This is a genomic window from Variovorax sp. WS11, assembly GCF_010499245.1.
Lineage (GTDB): Bacteria > Pseudomonadota > Gammaproteobacteria > Burkholderiales > Burkholderiaceae_C > Variovorax.
Window position 1 is genome coordinate 1,537,067 of sequence record NZ_JAAGOW010000001.1, and the last position, 17,081, is coordinate 1,554,147.

14 protein-coding genes and 2 pseudogenes are annotated in these 17,081 nt (G+C 60.8%); 5 read left to right on the forward strand and 11 right to left on the reverse strand.

Annotated elements, in window-relative coordinates:
• Positions 1-48: 48 nt before the first annotated feature.
• On the forward strand, positions 49-1,164 hold the full coding sequence (nadA, locus tag GXN78_RS07775; RefSeq protein WP_106555864.1) for a quinolinate synthase NadA: 1,116 nt from the start codon (positions 49-51) through the stop codon (positions 1,162-1,164).
• Positions 1,165-1,252: 88 nt separating this feature from the next.
• Here nadA and GXN78_RS41105 read toward each other — a convergent pair.
• The 3 genes and pseudogenes from GXN78_RS41105 to GXN78_RS07785 form a co-directional block, all read right to left on the reverse strand.
• Positions 1,253-1,390 (reverse strand): annotated as a pseudogene (locus GXN78_RS41105) (H-NS family nucleoid-associated regulatory protein); the annotation flags it as partial.
• A 42-nt stretch (positions 1,391-1,432) separates the two neighbouring features.
• Positions 1,433-1,747 (reverse strand): annotated as a pseudogene (locus tag GXN78_RS41110) (H-NS histone family protein); the annotation flags it as partial.
• A 230-nt stretch (positions 1,748-1,977) separates the two neighbouring features.
• Positions 1,978-2,916, reverse strand: coding sequence for a LysR family transcriptional regulator (locus GXN78_RS07785; RefSeq protein ID WP_106555866.1), 939 nt, complete (start codon positions 2,914-2,916; stop codon positions 1,978-1,980).
• An 87-nt stretch (positions 2,917-3,003) separates the two neighbouring features.
• On the opposite strand from GXN78_RS07785, the gene GXN78_RS07790 reads away from it, so the two are divergent.
• Positions 3,004-4,176 (forward strand): YeiH family protein, encoded by a 1,173-nt coding sequence (locus GXN78_RS07790; RefSeq protein WP_258186968.1) that lies wholly within the window; start codon positions 3,004-3,006, stop codon positions 4,174-4,176.
• 456 nt (positions 4,177-4,632) lie between these two features.
• Here GXN78_RS07790 and GXN78_RS07800 read toward each other — a convergent pair whose 3' ends face one another.
• Positions 4,633-5,379: a hypothetical protein gene (locus GXN78_RS07800; protein WP_164255386.1), complete on the reverse strand. Its 747-nt coding sequence runs from the start codon at positions 5,377-5,379 to the stop codon at positions 4,633-4,635.
• Between the two features lie 863 nt (positions 5,380-6,242).
• Between GXN78_RS07800 and GXN78_RS07805 the strand changes: the two genes are divergently transcribed.
• Positions 6,243-6,638: a hypothetical protein gene (locus tag GXN78_RS07805; RefSeq protein ID WP_146163009.1), complete on the forward strand. Its 396-nt coding sequence runs from the start codon at positions 6,243-6,245 to the stop codon at positions 6,636-6,638.
• On the forward strand, positions 6,628-7,026 hold the full coding sequence (locus GXN78_RS07810) for a hypothetical protein (RefSeq protein WP_146163010.1): 399 nt from the start codon (positions 6,628-6,630) through the stop codon (positions 7,024-7,026). Before GXN78_RS07805 ends, GXN78_RS07810 begins: the two co-directional genes overlap by 11 nt.
• Before the next feature lie 169 nt (positions 7,027-7,195).
• Here the strand turns inward: GXN78_RS07810 and GXN78_RS07815 are convergent, their stop codons facing one another.
• Positions 7,196-7,906 carry a hypothetical protein gene (locus tag GXN78_RS07815; protein ID WP_106555870.1) on the reverse strand — a complete coding sequence of 237 codons (711 nt, stop codon included), beginning with the start codon at positions 7,904-7,906 and terminating at the stop codon, positions 7,196-7,198.
• Positions 7,907-8,503: 597 nt separating this feature from the next.
• Between GXN78_RS07815 and GXN78_RS07820 the strand changes: the two genes are divergently transcribed.
• Positions 8,504-8,785 (forward strand): hypothetical protein, encoded by a 282-nt coding sequence (locus tag GXN78_RS07820; RefSeq protein ID WP_146163011.1) that lies wholly within the window; start codon positions 8,504-8,506, stop codon positions 8,783-8,785.
• A 21-nt stretch (positions 8,786-8,806) separates the two neighbouring features.
• Here GXN78_RS07820 and GXN78_RS07825 read toward each other — a convergent pair whose 3' ends face one another.
• The 6 genes from GXN78_RS07825 to GXN78_RS07855 all read right to left on the reverse strand — a co-directional run bounded on the left by GXN78_RS07825 (position 8,807) and on the right by GXN78_RS07855 (position 16,652).
• Positions 8,807-9,694: a hypothetical protein gene (locus GXN78_RS07825; protein ID WP_146163012.1), complete on the reverse strand. Its 888-nt coding sequence runs from the start codon at positions 9,692-9,694 to the stop codon at positions 8,807-8,809.
• A gap of 159 nt (positions 9,695-9,853) precedes the next feature.
• Entirely contained in the window at positions 9,854-11,026 is a 1,173-nt protein-coding gene (locus tag GXN78_RS07830) for a hypothetical protein (RefSeq protein ID WP_146163013.1), read from the reverse strand.
• Positions 11,027-11,071: 45 nt separating this feature from the next.
• On the reverse strand, positions 11,072-11,653 hold the full coding sequence (locus GXN78_RS07835) for a hypothetical protein (protein ID WP_106555874.1): 582 nt from the start codon (positions 11,651-11,653) through the stop codon (positions 11,072-11,074).
• 2,246 nt (positions 11,654-13,899) lie between these two features.
• Positions 13,900-14,217, reverse strand: coding sequence for a hypothetical protein (locus tag GXN78_RS07845; RefSeq protein WP_146163014.1), 318 nt, complete (start codon positions 14,215-14,217; stop codon positions 13,900-13,902).
• Positions 14,218-14,258: 41 nt separating this feature from the next.
• Positions 14,259-15,143, reverse strand: coding sequence for a hypothetical protein (locus GXN78_RS07850; protein WP_106555877.1), 885 nt, complete (start codon positions 15,141-15,143; stop codon positions 14,259-14,261).
• 195 nt (positions 15,144-15,338) lie between these two features.
• A complete protein-coding gene (locus GXN78_RS07855; RefSeq protein WP_146163015.1) occupies positions 15,339-16,652 on the reverse strand; it encodes a hypothetical protein in 1,314 nt (437 codons plus the stop codon).
• Positions 16,653-17,081: the final 429 nt, after the last annotated feature.

Consider the following 17,081-nt stretch of genomic DNA (forward strand, 5'->3'; position numbering starts at 1 on the left):
CAAAGACCTCAAGGTGATCGATTTGACGCATGATCGGAATCGCAATTCATGACATCAGCAGTCATCAGCGTTGACTACGAGCAGCCGGCCGAAGCCGGCGCCGCCTGCGACACGCGCCATGCCTGGGCCCGCGTCCCGCCCGAACCCGCGCCGACCGAACGCGAAGCGCTGAAGGCGCGCATCCGCCGCCTGCTGCGCGAGCGCAATGCGGTGATGGTCTCGCACTACTACGTGCATCCCGACCTGCAGGACCTGGCCGAGGAAACCGGTGGCCTGGTGAGCGATTCGCTCGAGATGGCGCGCTTCGGCCGCGACCATGCGGCGAAGACGCTGGTGGTCTCCGGCGTGCGCTTCATGGGCGAGACGGCCAAGATCCTGTCGCCCGAAAAGCGCGTGCTGATGCCCGATCTCGACGCCACCTGTTCGCTCGATCTCGGCTGCCCGGCCGATGCCTTCAGCGCCTTCTGCGACCAGCACCAGGACCGCACCGTGGTCGTCTACGCCAACACCAGCGCGGCCGTGAAGGCGCGCGCCGACTGGCTGGTGACTTCGAGCTGCGCGCTCGACGTGGTGCGCGCGCTCGCCGGGCAGGGCCGCAAGATCCTCTGGGCGCCCGACCGCCACCTGGGCGACTACATCCGGCGCGAGACCGGCGCCGACATGGTGAGCTGGGAAGGCGCCTGCATCGTGCACGACGAATTCAAGGCGCTCGAGCTGGAGCTGCTGAAAAAGGCCCATCCGCGGGCCAAGGTGCTGGTGCATCCCGAGGCGCCGGCCGACGTGGTCGCGCTGGCCGACGCGGTGGGCTCGACCTCCGGCATCTTGAACGCGGCGCAGCGCCTGGATGCCACCGAGTTCATCGTGGCCACCGACAACGGCATGCTGCACAAGCTGCGCACGCTCAATCCCGGCAAGATCTTCATCGAGGCGCCCACCGCCGGCAACGGCGCCACCTGCAAGAGCTGCGCGCATTGCCCCTGGATGGCGATGAACGGCCTGGCCGACTTGGCGCGCGTGCTCGAAACGGGTGCCGGCGAGATCCATGTCGACCCTGCGCTGGGCCTGCGCGCCCGCGTGCCGATCGACCGCATGCTGGCCTTCACGGCCGGGCTGAAGAACGGCCAGGCGGCCGGCAGCCTGGTGGCCGGCATCGGGGCGACATAGGCGCCAATGACCGTTTCCTTCTCGCAAAACGCCCAGGGGGTGTTCGGCGGGAATAGCCCAGTGCCAGCGATGAGAGCAGTTGCCGCGTTCAGCCAGCCATCTCTTCGAGTGTCTTTCCCGCGTCCAGCGCCTCCTTCAACCAGCGCGGACGCGGGCCCATGCCAGACCACACATTGCCGGCTTGATCACGGTAGGCGACATTCGATTTCCGCTTCTTCGAAGTCTTGAGCTTCGGGCCCTTCGGCTTCGAAGACGCGCCGCCCGTCGCGAACTCCTCGAGAGTCCTGCCGGCAGCGAGTGCGTCGCGCAGCCAGTACGGGCGCTTTCCCATGCCTGACCATGAATTGCCCTGGCCGTCGCTGTATTTCGCCGACCGGGCGGGCGTTGCCTTTTCCGCTTTGGCCTTCGTCATCACACCGCTGGCCATTGCTCCGAAACCCAACTGCTCGGCGGTGAGTCCGTAGTGCGTGATAGCCGTCTTGATACGAGCAATCACGCCATCGACCTCTTGCGCACGAAGCTTCTCGGCCTGGCGCTGGAGAGTCTCGATCTTCTTCTGAATCTGCTTGTAGCTCTGAGTCATCGACCTGATCCAAGATGTGGGATGGATTGAACTGTAGTCGAATGACTAAGAGATTCTCCATTCCTGTGTAGATCCGCCAGAGTCGTCCACCTTGCCACATCTCATTTGACGACTACGACCAAGTCGTTGAATCCCAGGTGCCCTCACATTCTGGGCTATCAGCACAGAGCGACCGACGAGCCTCGCGCGCTCTCCTTGCTGAGCGAGTTCGCGTCGACGCAGCGGCGAAGCTACCTCTTCGAATGGTGCTTCGGCGGCCATCGCTCCAGTCTTTGGCAGTGCGCTACGAAGCGCTGCAGGTTGCCGGAAAAACGTTTCTGTCCGTGATGAATCAGATAGAAGCGGCGCGCCAGGCGGGGCAACGTGGTGGGCAACACCACTAGTCTGCCCAACGTCACAAGGTCCTGGACCGCGCACAGCGACAGACAAGCCAGCCCAAGACCCTCGGCCGCCGCTTGCTTGATCGCTTCGGTACTGCCTAACTGCATGTCGCCGTGCAGATGGTGCAGGTGCGGCAGCAACGCGTGCTCCACAGCCTCGCGGGTGCCCGAACCCGGCTCGCGCAAAAGCCAGTGCGCCTGACGCAAGGCCTTCAGCGGGACGCGTGCCCCTGCATCGCCTACCAGCGCATGCATCGGCGCAGCCACGATGACCAGTTCGTCCTCCAGCCAAGGCACGACACGAAGCTCCGCCTCGCGACAAGGCCCCTCGACCAGACCCAGGTCGACCTCGAGACGGATCACTGCGTCCGCAACGTCGCGAGTGTTGCCAATGACCAGATCCACTGCCGCTCCGGCCCATTCCTTCCGGTAGCCAGCCACCAGCGCTGGTAGCACGTAGTTGCCGATCGTCGTGCTGGCGCCCACACGTAGACGTGTGACCAGAGCGGCGGCCGGAGATCCTGCGCTTCCAAGGCCGAACATGCATTCAATCTCCTGGGCCCCGTCGAGCTGCGCCCTGGCCTGAGGCAGCAGCGCGCGGCCGTTGTCGTTGAGCTGCAACCGCTTGCCGATGCGATCGAACAGTTGCGCGCCGAGCAGGCTTTCGAGTTCGTTCAACGCGCCGCTGGTGGCTGACTGAGAAAGAGAGATGCGTTCACCCGCTGCGGTGGTGCTTCCGGTATCGGCCACCGCGGTGAAGATGAGGAGCTGACGCAACGTCAATCGCATCAGAGTGGCTGTTTTACCTGTTTCATAGCTAGGTTATAGCTGAACTATCCGTTTGCTGGATAGGACGCGCCGGTCCAAAGTCGGCCCATGCCATCCGAAACCGACGCGATCAGGAACTCGATGCACAGCGTGACCCCCACAAAACACCTGCCTGACACACCCGCCACCGCGGTGAAATGGGCCGCGTCTGCATCGCGACGTTTGCGCCAGTTGGTGCCTGGCCTCGCGCTGTCTGGCGTTCTCGCATTCGCGTCGATCCATATGAGCCAGATCGACTGGCTGCAATCCAACGGCATCAGCGCACTTACGTTGGCCATCGTGCTGGGCATGGTGGTCGGCAACACAATTTATCCGGGAATCGGAGCGATGACCGGTGCTGGCGTGACCTTCTCCAAAGCCAATCTGCTGCGCCTCGGCATCGTTCTATACGGGATGCGTCTGACCTTCCAGGACATCGGCAACGTGGGCTGGACCGGCGTGGCGATTGACGCCACAGTGCTATGCAGCACCTTCGCGCTGGCTTACTTCCTCGGTACACGGGTGTTCGGCCTCGACCGCAGGACGGCCATGCTGATCGGCGCCGGCAGTTCGATCTGCGGTGCCGCGGCAGTGATGGCCGCGGAGCCGGTCGTGCGCGGCCGCGCCGAGCAAGTGATGGTCGCGGTCGCGACGGTGGTTGTGTTCGGCACGCTGTCGATGTTCTTGTATCCGGTGCTGTATCACCTGATCACGCACCATCAACTTGTAGAACTGTCACCAAACGCCTACGGTGTGTACGCTGGCTCGACCATCCACGAAGTCGCGCAGGTAGTCGCCGCAGGCCGCGCCATCGGAGAGGAGGCCGCAGACACCGCCGTGATCGCCAAGATGGTGCGGGTGATGATGCTGGCACCGTTCCTGATCTTTCTGTCGGGCTGGTTGTCGCGTGCAAGTGCAAACGACGCAGATGCGGTCTGCGGTGAAGGTCAATGCAACGCCACGCGGCACGGCGGCATGGTCATTCCCTGGTTTGCCTTGGGGTTCGTGGCCGTGGCCGGACTCAACTCGCTCGCACCGCTACCCGTCGCAGTGGTCAAGCAAGTGATCGACATCGACACAGTGTTGCTCGCGATGGCCATGGCCGGTCTGGGCCTGACGACCCACGTCTCAGCCATCCGCAAGGCCGGCATCAAGCCTCTGGCGCTGGGGGCGGTCCTCTTCGCCTGGCTGGTGTGCGGTGGCTTCGCCATCAATGCAGGCATCACCGCGCTGCTGATTTGACCGGTCCTTGTCACGTAATCCTGGGCATCCAGACTGGCGATGATCTCCTCGATCTCGTCCGTTTCAGACACCGATGCTCCGACCGAAGCGACCGTCGTACGGCAGGTGTGCAGCGTTTTCGGTCCTTCGCATCGGTGAGCGCAGCGACTGCACCCCACCGCTCTTTGGTCGCTCAGACGCTAGGCTCCGGTGCTACGTGCCATATGCATCTGGCACCGTCATAGACCCATTCATCGGGTCCGATACAACCGGAATCGCTGCCGTTCAGATTGGCCACAGCGTCATCGGAATCGAGTGCGACCCCGACTACTTCGAGATTGCCTGCCGCCGCATCGAAGAGGCCCAGTAGAAGGTCGATATGTTTCAGGCGGCGAACGACTCAAAGCTGGCTCCGATAGAGTCCGCGAACGAATCAAACGCAGGTCAGGATCAGTTGCTCCTCACACCTGCCGCCAACTAACGACGGTGCGCGGTCTGGTCAGCGAACGCTTTGATCGGTCCCTCCAGCGGAGGGATCAGGTCATGAAACCCAGTATGGACGTTCTTCGCCATCTTCATCAGTGAACCCAATAACGCATGAGCGGACTCAGCGCTCTCATGGATTACTTGCTTCAACTTGACCGTCGTGTCGCCGCTCTCGTCGAGGTAGCGCTGATCGACCTCACCGCCGTTGTGCTCATACAGGTGGCGGCGTCGAAGCATCACCTGAGTCTTATTGATTTCTGCGTCCGGCATGCCTCGGCAAACGTCGATGTCGAACCAGTCTGAGAATGTTGACCGAACCTCCTTGAGGTCGTGGAACGCCTTTCCGGTCAGCCTAGCCTTCCGCTGCTTCGTCATGGGCACGAGTTGGGCAAGTTGCTTGCCGTACTGCGCGATGAACGAGTCGAACGCAGCCACTGCATCTCGCACGGCGCTGTCAGGTGCGTCACCTGCTTTCAGGCGCTCACGAATTTCAACGATGGAGCGACCCTCGAAGTCAGCGAGATCACTGCGAGTCCCACAACGGGAGCAGTGCCCAAATCTGCCGAGGATGTCATTGAACTCGTCACACGCACCGCAGGCGAACTTGCGCTGCTGGCTCTGTTCGGAAACGTAGAACGCCGGCTTCTCTCCGGCGCTCGCAGTAGCATCCGCGACTGCATCCATGTCTATGGTCGTAGAGCCGGCGTCTTGCGCCATGGCCTGGTCCAGCATTGCCACGCAGTGCTCAACGTAGCGACGTTGCGCATCCGACAAGAAATCAATCCCACGCGCTTGAGTTGCACAGTACGGGCAGACGTTCGGCCACGGTCCGCTTCGCCAGTAGCCGCCGCATGCTGGGCACTTGTGACCGAATCGACCCTCACTGTCCGACACGACCATGATAGGGACGCAATTTGGGAGCGGAGGGGGAGTAGTTGGCTCGCCCAGCCCTCTTATCTCCATGGCCCCGACGGGAATACCTGGAGGCAGCGCATAGACGCCAACCATCGCCATCGCGTTTGGGCGGCTAAATTGAACGCGGAGATACAGCGAGTGACCGCCAGAGTTGTTGGGTTCGAACGTGTAGGTGATTTGTCCCCCAGAGTGGGCAATCTCCCGGAAGTCCTTGGTGTTGTCCACAATTACCTTAGTACTTGAAATACGCGATCCTCGGGCCACCCCTTTGGATGTGGCGTGCCACGAGCGGTTGTATCACGGTCAATCTCCGCTAGGAGTGAGCCAAACGCCGCGGCACGATGGGTAAACCGAGTGGCGACAACCCTCGCGAGCATAAGCACCCTTCGGGCCGTCCGCAATCATGGCCAGCGCAGCCAGCGCCTAGTACCCGGCCCGGCGGATCTGGGCGCTTCGTGTTCGCCCGGCAGCGATGGACCGGTCCTGCGATGCGCTCGGCACGCCGAATGGCTGATCGAGGGAGGAGTCGTCATACTTCTGCGAAACCTAGCGAACAGATGGCTCCGCTCCGCCATCGTCAAACTTGATGACAAGTACAGAACGAGCACTTGAATTGCACCGCTGAATTCGCATTCCGGCCAGAATCGGACCTTCGCCGCGACTTCAAGACTTAGTTGAGCCCGCTCATGCCACTCGTCACAAGGTACCGAATCACCGATCCAATCGATGCAACCGAATTTCGCGCGCTTCCGGTTCTGTCGGAAATCCCTTACTTCCTCAAGCATCATGAGCGAAGGCTGCGTTATGTCGATGACATCGTAGCTGTTGCATCAAACCGGGGCCACGCTCGACCGGCGTTTGTGCGACTGAACGCATTCCACACTCACCAAACCCCGTACGCGGCTATCGACGCCCTTGCCCCACCACTGGCTGAATTCTTCATGCAGTCAGAGGTGCTTCCGATCCTCGACCCAATCTTTGCAAGATTCAAGGATCGTATCGAAGAGCTTTCACCAGCTCTGTACAGGCAGTTTGCCGATCGGGGCATCTTGATTCCTCGCGAGCCCAGTCATGAAGACTAGATTTATTCGAGTAGCCGAACGATCAATAGATGCGGGCGACGCCGCTCTCTCTGCTGGAACACATGAGAAAGCCAGCTTCCTTGCCTATCATGCGTTTGAGTCGTCTGGCTCTGCCCTTGGAGTACATGTTGGCCTTGATATGGGCAAGACTGTTACTCATCCGACAAAGATCAAGCGCTTCCAGCATGCGGCGAAGCAAGTTGGCCTAGGCAAAACTGTGGCACTGCTTGCCGTGCGGCTGGCGCCGATGAGGAACAGGTTTCTTTACCCCGAGGAGTTGGCGGACGGCACAATTCTTAGCCCTGAGGATCAAATCACGCCTGCGAAGGCTGAGCAGTTGCTAAAGGAAGTTCGTCACCTCGTCAAAAGCGTAAGGACAAAGCTATAGGGAGTTGTCAGCCGTTCAGGAGCTACGCCGCGCTCCGGTGCGCGGCGATCACGAGGTCGGAGTTACCGCCAGAACTGTTAAGGTCCCCAAGTTCGACAGCGACTATTTCGATGAGGAATCGGCATAGGCGGCTCGCCTACCGCCAAGGCACTTGGCGATGCTGAGCCCTTCAGGGCTTGCCCAAAGCCGCAACTAAGGGGCGTTTAGGGCGGGCGGCGAGCTTGGCCTGGTAGACCTCTTTGATGCTGCGGTGGAGGACGGCGAAATACCTCGAAAACGCTGCGATGACATAGCCTGCGTAATCCGGGGCCACCTTGAGCTCGTCGGAGTAGCTCAGGTGTTCCGATGCGTCAATCGCATCTTTCAGCTTCTTGTGCTGCTCGAGATCAGCCCGCCCCCCGTGCGCAAGTGTTCCCCTGACAAGTTGGATTGCCTTTACCTCCGCCCACTCTTTGGAACCCCTGTAGGTGTCGATGCCGCACACCTTTTCCAGGTACGTCACTGCCCGCTCAATGCCGCTTCCGTGGACATCACGGACATTCATTCCGTAGCCCTCGATGGACTGTATGAGATTGCACAGGTCCTCTAGCTCGCGCTCGAAGAATGCGAACAGCGTAATGACCGCCGACGCACGTTGCAAGTTGGGGAAATAGTCCTCGAACACATCGTGTAGGTCCCATGATTCATCGTCTAGGCCACGGTGGTGGCGGACGGTTTTAACCTGCGGCGGATAGTCATCCGTCTCAACATCCTCCTCCTCTGAGTCGTATCGGTAGGCTTCTATGGATTGCTTAACCTGCGCGTTGACATCGTCGGCATACGCCCGCAACAACTCAGCAGATGGCGAGGCCTTGAAGGGATACCACTGCATCAGCGTCATGTATGGGTCGATTTCAGGTTTGAGCAACATAGTGAGCGGGCTGTCGAAAATACTTGACCAGAATAGGATCGTGGCAGGATAACCGCGTGCTCACAGGTGTCACCCATAAGTCGTTTGCTCAAGCTACCTCGTCTGCTCCAGACCTGTCGCCCCGCACGGTTGCCAAAAACTTCACGGAGGCGCGATCAAAGCCTCGGCCGCCATGCTCATCGGCCCGTCTATCCTTGAGACTTGGACGGTATGCAATCTGAAGACCGCCGTGACCCCTTCGACTCCTCACGCGACCCCATGACCGACTGGGAGCGCAACCTCCGGACGTCGAGGTCTTCAGGCTGGCTGGTGCGCGGCTCGGTGGTCATGGGAGTCCTGGGGGTCGCTTGGATCGCCACGAGGCCCTTGGCGCCTCCAGCGGTCTCAGTGAGGCCCGAGGTCTCCACTACCACGCCAGCGGGCGCACACGCCGTCTCCTCGCGTCCCACCTCCGTCGTGACGCCTCAAGAAACCCGAAGGACCGAGCGGCTCATCAAGTGCGTTGGACCGCAAGGAGTCGCCGGCTACTCCGATGGCGCTTGCCCAGCCGGCTCGCAGGCCGCTGCCATGACCGTCCTGCCAGACCTCAACCTCGCTGATTGCATGACTGCAGGAGAACGTGACGCGGCCCATCAGTCCAACCGGATCGCTGCGCAGCAGCTCCTGGCGCACGAACTGCGGGTCGCGCAGAACGTGGACCGGACAAGCGACGTGTGCGGGATGCTGGATGCCGCCGTGCGTGCCTACGACTCGGAGGCGCGGCAGCCCCTCTCGGCATTGCGGCAGGATCGGTTGCGGCAGCTGCGCAAGGATGCGCGGGATCGCCAGTTCGCCTTGAGGTGCCAGTGAGGGCTGGCGGACCTCGATGCGTTAGAGGGTCTTCTGTTTGAGGCGCGGCACATGCTGGTAGACCTCATCGATCTCGTATTTGACGTTGACGTAGATGCCGGAGTCGGGATTCTTCTCTTGGATGATTCGAAGTGCGACCTCCAACGAATCACCCGGCGCGATCATGATCTCGTGCGCGAAGAAGCGGTCGAAGAAACGTTGGTCGAGGATCGGGGCGGCGATCTTGACGCCTCGCCAGAAAAACTCCCAGCGACGCTTGCCGCGCTCAAGGATTGCTCGGGAGATCTCGACATGGGTGATTTCGATGATCTCGCGGGTAGATTCGTCAACCGGCTGTTCGGTCTGGAACAGCGCGAATTTCTCTCGGGGCACTATGAGCGGGGGGCGCCCGCGCCCAGGATCCTCCGCTATTGCTATTCCCTCGATGTTCGGATCCGATGCAGCTGCATCGAAGACCTTGCCCAATGCGTTCTTGAAACGCTCAGACCGCTCTACCTGCTTCTTAGCCTCATAAACGTCCTTTGGCACGATGATCTTTTCGTTGCCGATCTCGATCGTGACGAGCGTTTCAGTGACAGTAATCTTCGGGGGGACATCGGTCTTTATTGCTTTCTCGTAGATGTGCGTCGCAACGATGCCCCAGATAACAGCCTGAACCGCCTGATGCGAGAACAGGTTCTTTGCTTTGGTGAAGATCGTCCTGACCGTTGCCTTGAAGCTGCCGTCGGACAACGTCTCGACTACAACTTCGACGAGATAACCAGGATTGACAATCGCATTGGCCTCTCGCACTGCGTCCGCCAGTCCGACGAGTGCCGTGGCGAGCGCATAGGCACTGATCTCCTGCCGTGGTGTGTCGAAGTAGAGGACGAACCGGTCAACCTCGCGTCGGACTTCTAGTGTTGCCAAGGACTTGCCCTTCAAATTGTTGTGGAGCGCACTTTAACTCGGGCTATCAGAACGCCAAGGAACCGCTTGACCATGGGACCAAGCGGAAGTCGAAGGTGACTATGCCGGGCTGCTAAAGCCCTTCGTGACCGCAGTCACGAGCGTTCGTGAGGCGGACCGTTAGGCGCTGGCGGAGACGTCATTGGCATTCGCAAGGGCCGCAGGTTCTGCCTCGCTAGCTTGCTGTTGCCCTGCCTCGGACGACGCTGGGTTTTTGTCATCCCCCGGAATCAACTCCCCTTTAGCGATCCGTCGATGCACCAGACGATGGCAATTTGCACAAAGACATTCCAAATCGGCGAGGGTCGTTTGATGACCAGGCTTCATCTCGCTTACCTGAACTGAGGCATGGTGAACTTCGATGCATGCCTCCGCATGGGGCGTGCCGAACCTTCTCACAGGCTCCTCCCCGCAGCTTTCACAGAACAATCGACCATGCTCTTTGATGAACTGGTCCTTCTTCGCTCTGGCCAAACCTCGCCCCCGCTCGCCTGCACGATGAGCCACGAGCCTTCGTTCGCCCTCACGCCAAGCTAAGGCTTCAGGGTCCACTGGTGCTTCCGATGCGCCATCCTTTCGGACAATCTCGAAGTCCGCCGCCCTTAACAGACGGAAGCTTGCCGACCCTTCGCCCGCAGCAAAGTGTCGCGGGAGGACCTCGAAACCTGCGAGAGCCAGCGAAAGAGCAACGCCGAAGACGGCCTTCGGAGGGTGACGGCTTCCGTCATCCGCGATGAGGTCATAGTTAGTGGACGGGCCGAAGGCATGCTTTACTCCGCCAGCGACAAACTGCTGGACTGCATTCCACACGTGCTCGGGGGTGACCTTGTCGAGGTCCTCCAGCGGCAGCCGCTCGTCGCTTCCGTTGTCAATGTCAGTCGGACGGCACCGCAACATGGATGCGAAGGCTGTCGTCGACCCCGCGAAGGTGGTTTGAATCAAGATGCGCCGTGTCGAGTTGCCGCCGCTCGCGTTTGAGCTTGGGTCGGCGCGAACGGTCTTCATTCGCGTCGTCAGCAATCGTTGCATCTCGGCGACTTCAAGCCCGCCATCCGCGCCCGACAGAATCTCGCGCTCTGACAGGGGCAACGTTTGCACGGTGTTGCTGTCAACCCAAGCCCCACGGATGGCAACCTGAGCGCTCTTCAGGCGGCTGAGAACCACTCGCAATCCCGCCGCGTAGTCTGCGTTCTGTGCGTTCTTACCCTTCGTGCCGCCCCTGCTATGCAGGATCACGCCCCCCTTGCGGAACGATACGTGGGCATCCAACGGTTGACCGTCATCGTCAAGCATTGCATAGGTCTTCGGCATAATCATAGACCCCCTGGGGAAGCGGCCTCAGTCATGCCACTCGAAGCATTTCGTCCGGTCGATAAACCGTCGCAGAATACGTTCGCATGCCACTACGATCGCATGGTCTCGACTATTTTCCGATGACTTAGAGCCGTGAAAGAGGTTGCAGCGCACTGCGTACATGGCACGCAAGATTTGAGGCCAAGTAGGTACGCTCCCCTTGACCCAACCTACTGGCTGATGCTTGACGGTAGCACGGGACACTTCATCTAAGAGTTCAGCTCGATCCCATTTCAAGAATGCATCTCGACCCAGTTTGCGACGCACATCGCGGACATTCAAGACAGGGAGCATCGCTGCGAATGTCATCACGTCCTTCTCGAACTCTGAGTCGTTACGCAGTAGGTCTGTGTATGCGTCGCCGACCCGACGATGATCGGCCAAGGCTGTGATCATTGCTGCATCGGTCTCTGCCTCAGTCACGCACTCCATCCAACCGTTGAATGCCATCCATGCATTGCTGAACGATGAGAAGGCTGATCGTTGACGCTCTGAGGCATCGACCAACTCACGCGCCAAGTCGGCGCTTTCCGGGTTAAGAAATCGGAAGTTGTCGAAGCTTGTCACGGTTCCTTGGCCTTGCGTTCTGGTTTCTGATTGGGCGGCCGAGCGCAGTCGACAGCAAAGTGCAACGGATTGTGCCGTGGATTTCCGCCGCTTCAGATTGTGTCGACCCAGAGCCCAGGACGCCCGTGACACAGTGCGAATCGACAGACCATAGCTCCGTTCGGTGTTCTCGGGATGTCGGCATGGAGACGAGTACACTTTGGGCACTGTGTCAACACGGAGCGCCCGGCGCACCTGACGCAGTGCAGGTTCCCTAGGGCAAGCGGTCAAGACGGGGAGGTTCGATTCCCTTCACCGGCAGGGTGGCGGTTCGAGGCTTGACTAGCACGCTCGTATCCAACAGCGCGGGTCGAAGCCATCTAGCCACCGCCATTAATTTCCACTACCAGGCCTGAAGAAGTCATGCACGTCGCCCGCATCGACTGACCGCAACCAGTCTAAAACGGTTGTAGCGGTTGCCTGCCGGCGAACGACGGAGTTCTGTTGCATGAGAACAGCAAGAGCGCGGCCTCAGTCCGCAGTTTGCCGTGGCTCGCGTCTCCTCGCGTGAACGGGTCCGGGCTTCAGCCGACTTGGACGCCGCGCGGCACCCACCCGCAATAGCGCCCGCACCCAGTGCGCACGCGGCTGACTTTGCTGCTTCGCAGCGGCGGACTTTATTCTTTCCGACGAACTTTATTGTGTTTCATCACGCCGTACTGCTCTCGCGTTGGATGTGCTTCCAGCACTGGCCGTGAAAGATCAGCGCTTCGAAGATCCGCTACGTCGGTATCTCGCGCAAGCGCCTGAAGGACCGCTGCCGTGTCGCCGGCCCTCGACGCCGAAACAATGGCGCAGTTGCCCGAGCAGCAGATCCTGCGACCAGGTAGAGGCGTGCTTCCAGGCGGTGCCAGGCGTTTTTATTCCGGATGCTCCATCCTGCTGCCAGAAGGCATCCCAGACGTAGTACGGATGTACTTCCGCAAACGTCTGGGCTCGCGACCAGCTCTATGCGAATCAGGTTCTATTCGAACGAGAAACTCAAGAATCTCCGCGTAAGAAGCGTCATCTATTCGAACGATTCACACCACTGCGTTGCGGATCCGCTTCACTCCACCGTCACGCTCTTCGCAAGATTGCGGGGGTTGTCCACATTGGTGGTCCCGGGTGCACAGGCGGCGTGACTCTTCCGGAGCTGCAGCGGCACCTCATAACGACGACGGCGCACCGTTTCGTAGCCCAGATTGAGTGCGTTACTGCTGCCCTTGGGCAAGGTCAGGCATTGAGCGTTGCACGTCGCTCACCGCAACGGGGATCCGATGACGGGCCTTCCTTTGCTCTAGGTAGTCGTCCGCACAATTGCGCCATATGCGTTTCGCTCGAAGGGCAAGAGCCCGCGAACGTAGCGATGCACGGTGCGCTCCGATCGGTGTCCGGTCTGCCGCTGAATTGCCCAAATGGGTGAACCTGCCAGCGCAGCGGCCGTCACCAGCCCAGCCCGCAAGCTATGCGCGGAGATCCCGCGCAGATCAAAGCCACACGACGCAAGACGCTGCTTGAGGATCGGTCCTACGGATGCTGCCGTGAGTCTCGATTGCAGATTGCCATGTCGATCGATGCTCCTGAACAAGGGGTTGCTTGCGCCTTCTGGGTCACGCGCGCGAAGCGCCCGTATCCATCGAGTCAATGTCCAGATGGCGCATGTGCGACCGCGTCCTCTTGGGATCGCTACGAGCCGTCCCCTCGCCCGTTGATCTGTCTTCGACCGCGGCAGATTTACGATCAGACCTTCACGGGTGAAGCGCAGGTCCATCGGCCTGAGCCCCACCAGCTCTGAGCGCCGGAATCCGCCTGCAAAGCCCAGCAGTAGCAGGGCGCGATCCCTCAGATCCCGCAGGGCTTCCATGTCCGGCCTCGGCCGTGCTATAGCACGCAGCATTTCGATCGACACAGGCGTAGCCTGCTTGACGGCCGTACCGTGTATTCGCTGAATGCCACGCATCGTTCTCCTGACGAGATCAGATCTGACCGGCGACTCCCTCGCGACTGCCATGTGCGCACTCGAGATTGCTGCCAGCCGGCGCGTGAGCGTACTGGCCTTGAGCCCGCCCGCACAATCCGCCACATAGCGCGCGACCATCTCAGAAGTAGCAGGAATGCGGCCGCCCCAGGCTCGGAAATGGCGGAGGTCCGACAAGTACGCGGTCACCGTGTTCGCTGCCAATGCGCTGGCCAGATAGCTGCTGACCCGATCGCGCGAGCGCTTCCTAGTCGTTGTGGTCGTTGCTCGTGTCATCAAAGATCTCTCTCGGAAGGAAAACCGTTGTGGTCTTGCGGTTTGGTGTGGTGATCACCCAGACGGTGACGCTGGCGTCCGGATCGGGCGGGTTGGCCCGGAGCGTGTACGAGGAACGCAACCTAAGTCCCAGCCGCAGCCCTAAAGCGTTCTGCCGTACGTCCAGGGCGTCGATCCGCCCCCAGTCGCCGTGTTGGTGGCGCATGAGCAGGTCGCCCAGCGGCACGTCGGCGTGGTGAAGTGCCAAGCGCGCCGGCTCAGAAACACAGACGCGTCCGAGCTGGAACAACGGCGGCTGCCTGCGATGTCGGCCGCGCCAAGTCCACCAATTCATATCGGGCGCTCCAGCTTCGGGAAGCTGCGCTGGCGGCTTACAACAACTGTTGCGCACGCCCCCACGCCCTCCCAGAGCTTGCCGGCGCGTGCCGTTAGAACAAGATGCAAGCCGCCTTGCCCAAGTGCGCTGGCAGCGCACCGACTAGCCCTCTGGACCTCTTGAACCGTGAGCCGCCACTTAGTCGACTGCCACAGCACCAACAGGATTCCGTTTGCCGACTCCAGTTCGATGCCGCTGTCCTCCAGGTCGTCCAGTGCTTGCGCCACAGCGAGGGAGATAGGCAGGCCCTCCCCCACTGTGCGGGTCGCCAGACTCAATGCTGCCCCTGGCAGGTCCAGAACTTCAAGCACGTCATTGAGGTCCCAAGCCGGCTCAAGAATGAGCACCCCCTCCCGGGCTAGGCCGCGCAAGGTGGTGCACAGCCAGCGCAGGCTCTCCAGACCGTCGGTGACTTGGCTTGGCTCCAGATCTATGCAGCCATCCACCAGTTGCCTTAAAGCTTCCTCTGATTCGCGCGCTGAGTTCGAAACTCGAGTCGGGCGGGCTAGCGTACCGCTCTCCCCTTCGCCCACTAGAAATACACCGATGGTGGACACGGCGTTGAGATGGGCTCGCCAAGCCAGCAGTGCCGCGTCGCCGACTTCCTTCTTGGTCGCGTCGGCGCCGATGACGACGAATAGAAATACCACGCTCGTAAAGTCAACGCCACCTGGCCGACCGTCGGCCTCCATCCAAGCCGAATGGTCGACCAGAAGCGGCGCCAGCGGATCCGGAGCGTTGCCGCAAAGCTGTTGAATGAATGTTGCGGCCTTGCTCCCAATGCCGATCAGGCGCACTGGTTCGTTCTGTGGCCCTGAAGAGTCAATGCTGAGTGTCATGAAAGTTCCTTCCGAAAATGCCGGAGGTAGCCTTGCGATCAAGCGCGGCTCGCAACGAGGCGGACGAAGCAAAGACGCCGCACCAGCGCATCGGCCAGTGCGGCGTCTAGGCCGCGAGCGCGTCGGGAACGCGCTGCTATGAGAAGAGGTGGGACAGGGACAGGCACCAACCGTGCCTTCGACGCCGTCCGGCGGTTAACAGTGCAGCGTGACGCCCTCTGCGGCATATTCGCCGCCTGCTTGGGTAACGTCTCTTAAGCAGAGCGGCTCTCGGCTTTTGATCGCATCGTCTATCAGCGCGATGTCCTGCTTGCTCAAAGCAGCGATGTTCATCAAGACCTTGTTTGCGCGGGCGGTGTAGAGGCACATTGCCTCGTTGCCACAGGGTGCGTAGCGCTGTATGACAGCGCTTAGGTTTCGCGCTGCTTCTTTTGCCAGCGTCCCGGACACGGGCGGCTGGGTGGCGGACGCAGGGACCGCAGCCGCCACAGCCTTTGCAGGCCCTGACTGCGCCTGCGGGGCCTTGCTTACCAACGCATTCCAGTCCGTGTTCTCCGCACCAGGCAAGCAGTCAACGAGCTCGCCATTTTCGTTCTTGAACGTAGACCAGCCTTGCGCCGTTAGCACGGCTGGAGTGTCCGCTCGGTGGATATTGACTAAACAGATGGGCTGCTGCGTATCGTGGAACTGCTTCCAGATGCCACGTTGCTCAGGACTAACCTTGGCCAGATCGATCTCGTAGTTCGTGCGATCTTCCGACTGCAGGCTGTCCCGGCCTTCGAAGCAGAAGCGATTGCGGGCGTAGCAGTTGTTGCCGGCGAAGCTATAGACGTAAACCGGCTTGCGCCACTTGCCGCTGGCCGAAAGTCGATCGATCTCAGCTTTGCGGGCTGCAGCGACCTGTTCCACCTTGGCACGGCTCTCGGCTTGCTGCCTCTGAGCCGCGGCAATCGAGCCGGCAGTTCTGAGTAAGGGCACTACGCCGGCGGGATCGATCCGTGCTACGACCTGGAAGTCCTTACCGCCCTCCTGACGTTGGATGCGGTAGTCGATCTTGCTGAGAATGGGGCCTGTGCCGAGTGGACCGCCATTCCAGATCAGGAACTGCGTCCAGTCGCTGATTATTTGCTGCACTTTTGCATCGGCGCGCATTGCGCTGCCCAGGAGAGACGCCGCGTTCCGCTCAAAGTTTGGCATGGCTTCGCTCACCTCCTTCTGACGCTCGGCACTAAGCTTCATGTCAAGCGACACAGAGCACGAGCGGACCTTGAGCTTCTCGTCGTAGCCGGTGAGGTGAGCGCCTTCCAAAGTGAAGGACGCCAACTCTTGAGGCTTGGCCTCAGCGCCAAGCTTTTCTTCGATCTGCTGCAACGCGATGTCGCGGACAGCCTCCAAGGCAGAGGCCTCTGTGCACGGAGGCGCTTCGGGTGAACAGGCAGCGAGCAGTACTGCAACGGCACAGCCGGCAGCCACCGTGGCAACGCGTGTGAGTTTGAGTTGAATGTTCATTTTGGGTTCGGTCAGATGTCGCCTTGAGCTGAAGGCGCGGGCGGATTGGATTTGCGCTGCAACGAGGGCGTCGGCGCTGGCACCCTGGGAACGCTCGTTGAAGGCGGGATTACTACGGGCTTCGTAGCCTGTGACAGTGCGCGTTCGCGCTTAACCAAGGATCGCTCGCGCTGCGCCAGAGCTTCCTCACGTTGACGCAGTTCTCCCTCGCGCAGCGTTGCCGAGCCCGAGTCATCAGGGCGTTGGATCGTCGGTGAAACTGGCGGGAGGACGACGGCAGCGGCAGGCGCCTGCGCGGGGGCAAGCATTGGAGCCGGCGCAGTTGTGGCTGAAGAGGCCGATGGCAGCGCGGCCGGCGCCGACGGCTTGACCGTCGCTGACCGCGCGGCCGGAAGCGGAGCCGTGGCGAAGCTACATCGCCGTTGAACC